We start from the raw sequence: 2,726 nt of genomic DNA, 5'->3' as shown, positions 1-2,726 counted from the left end.
CCGCAAAGCGCGCTGTAGCACTCGCAAAGGAAGCCGGCGTGGTTATGACCGGTGCAGGCGCCACCTATCCCTACAAAAACGATCCGGCCGATAGCAACATTCGTATCGCACCGACGCTGCCGCCACTCGAAGAGCTGGATGCGGCTATGGATGTGTTTATCTGCTGCGTGAAACTGGCAAGTGTTGAGACGCTTTTAGCATAGCCACCCCCTCATCATCAGAAAATATACGTACCGACCTTACGTCAGCAGAGTGTTCAACAGCGAACGCTCTGCTGCAGAATCGCCGCGCATCGGAAAGAAAAATGTTATTGCTGTCGATTCTGCAACAATTTCGGCTCCTTGTTCGTTTTCTTTAAAAAGGAGGACGAGTGAGTCTATTCAAGAGAAAGCGCATCTATGAAGTCGACGTCGGCGAAGCCATCGACGCCTGGGGCGACACCGTCATGAGAGTTGCCCATCGCTGCATGGGCAACGTGACCGATGCGGAAGACATGTTCCAAACCGTGTTTATGCGGCTTTTCAAGTCAAAAGCGCGCATCAAGGATGAAGAACACCTGAAGGCATGGCTTATAAGGGTCACTATCAACTGCTGCTACGACGAGCTGCGCAAGCGCAGGCCAACTTCCGTCCTCCACGAAGCGAGCGCCGTCGCGGAAGACGACGAGTCGCGCAGGCCAAAATCATCGCTTGAAAAGGCGATCGACTCGCTTTGCCCCCCTATCAGGAAGACCGTCATACACCTTTACTACTACGAAGGCTATTCGACGGAAGAGATTGCCAAGATCACCGGAGAAAAACCCTCGACGGTGAGGTCCCATCTGCACAGGGCGCGCAACGCGCTCCGGATATCGATGGAAGGAGCAGGTGATGAATGAAGACGAGTTCAGACAAAGCTACGCGCAGCTCGAAGAAGGCATCAAGGCAAGCGAAGAGCTCAAATACAGGACGAAGAAATCTTTGGGTTTGGCGGAAGCACCCGAAAAGAAGAGGGATTCTTCCCTTGTGCTTTTACCCCGAGGGCATGTCGCTTTACGAAGACTGAGAGGCGGCACCATTGCGCTTTCTCCTGCAGGGAAGATAGCCTTCGCTGCCTGCCTGGCCGTCGTCGCCGGCATGGGACTCCTGTTCGGCACAGGCGCGCTCGAAAAGATTGGTGCGACTCTTGCCGGCAACACCTTCGCACTCGTCGCTTACGCCGAGGAATCGCCGACGGGCGGGGACGCCCCCGTCGGGATCAGCCTTGAGAAGTTTCACCCAACGCGCACGAGCGCAGGCTACCTCTATGACGCCTCAAGCGACACAGTCGATTTCAGTGTCGTCACCGTCAGTAGATACTATTCGCTCGACATGACCGTCGCCGGAAAAAACGTGGAATCAGTGGCCTACTCAATCGAGGGCGAAGGCGTTTGCTACGGAAGCTGGAAGAGCGACCGAGGAAGCGAGGGCACCGTTGCACAGGAGACGTCTCAATCTTTCATCGTAGCTTACGATGACGGAAAGCAGGTTGTGCGGGAGATTGGGATCAACTACGTGCTCGACGAGGAAGAAAAGGCCGAGTTCGACAGGCTTTATGGAACGGGCGACGCGGAGGGAATGGAAACCCTGCTCGCCGTATGCGATGCGAAGCGCCTCGCCGGCACCAGCATCACGGCGACCGCGACATTCGCCGACAAAACATCCCAAACGAAGTCCTACGGGTTTGAGGCTGCCGAAGGATTCGAGGGCATGTACCGCGCTTATCTTTCGCAATGGGCAACTGACTCACAAGACACCGGCAGCTGGGCGTCTCTCGCCGGCGAGCCCTCGCTGTTCAATCTCGTGGAGAAAAGCCGCTGACCGCGCGCGTTACGAACGCAAGCAGTCCTTGCAGGGCGCGGCCAGCAGGCCAGCGGCGAACAAGACGGCGAAAAGCACGAACTGCAGCCAGAGGCCGTGGCCTGCGCCCGGCAGCCATGAGTCATAGAACAGCGAGGTCACCTCAAAGGGCAGCGAGAGCGGGTTGGTCACTCCACGGGGGTCGACGGGGAAGCTCAGCAGCCGAGCGGCCTCGAGGAGAAACGCCTGCGGGCCGTGAATCGCCGGCAGACCCAGAAGGATCAGCGCGGCAAACGGCACAGCCGGCCCGTTCAGCAGCAGCCTCCCAAGCTGAAATGCGATTCCAAACACGGCGAGCACAAGAAACGACAGGACGGCTACTGCAAAAACAACCTCGACGATGTCTAAAGGTATCTGCAGCGCTTGCCCGGTAACCGCCGCGAAGATGCCGTGCGGGCCGAAGTCGGCCATCGCAGCCCCCGAGAAAGCGGCTGCGGCTGCGCACGCCGATGCCACGCACGCCGCTGCAAATGCGAGCGCACCGACTACGGCATCCACAACGTCTTCAATCCACAGCTCGCGCGCATTGCTGTGGCAAACGGCCCAGCCCGCCCCGTGACGGCCAGCACCCGCGACAGTCAGCCACAGCATGAGCGCAGCCGGGGCGATGCACCACAGCAAAGGAATACCCCTATCGGACGAAAAAAGCCAGATGAGGCTGTCAAGATATCCGGGAGAGAACCCACTGACTGAGAGGTAGGCAGTCTGTTGGGCGCAAACGGCAAAGGCCGCCACCGCCACCGCAACAACGCACCCAGCCATCACGGCCGGAGCTGCCCCGAGCGACCGCACAACCGTCCTCGCGTACCATCCTGCTCTTTTTGAAGTGCCCCGTCGCACCCTGTCTTC

Annotated in this window: 3 protein-coding genes and 1 pseudogene; 3 read left to right on the top strand and 1 reads right to left on the bottom strand. The window is 58.7% G+C overall.

Going from position 1 to position 2,726, the window contains the following annotated elements:
- The 3 genes and pseudogenes from RR842_RS13585 to RR842_RS13575 all read left to right on the top strand — a co-directional run.
- Positions 1 to 203: pseudogene (locus tag RR842_RS13585) on the top strand (aminotransferase); the annotation flags it as partial.
- Between the two features lie 167 nt (positions 204 to 370).
- Positions 371 to 877: a sigma-70 family RNA polymerase sigma factor gene (locus tag RR842_RS13580; protein ID WP_332730121.1), complete on the top strand. Its 507-nt coding sequence runs from the start codon at positions 371 to 373 to the stop codon at positions 875 to 877.
- Positions 870 to 1,838, top strand: a complete 969-nt coding sequence (locus tag RR842_RS13575; RefSeq protein WP_332730120.1) for a hypothetical protein — start codon at positions 870 to 872, stop codon at positions 1,836 to 1,838. Before RR842_RS13580 ends, RR842_RS13575 begins: the two co-directional genes overlap by 8 nt.
- A gap of 9 nt (positions 1,839 to 1,847) precedes the next feature.
- Here RR842_RS13575 and RR842_RS13570 read toward each other — a convergent pair.
- Positions 1,848 to 2,726, bottom strand: an 879-nt coding sequence (locus tag RR842_RS13570) for a hypothetical protein (protein WP_332730119.1), incomplete at its 5' end; no start/stop codon positions are given.

Source organism: Gordonibacter sp. (assembly GCF_036667095.1).
Classification (GTDB): Bacteria; Actinomycetota; Coriobacteriia; order Coriobacteriales; family Eggerthellaceae; genus Gordonibacter.
Note: the sequence above shows the minus strand (reverse complement) of the source record. Positions and strands in the feature narration are given on the sequence as shown.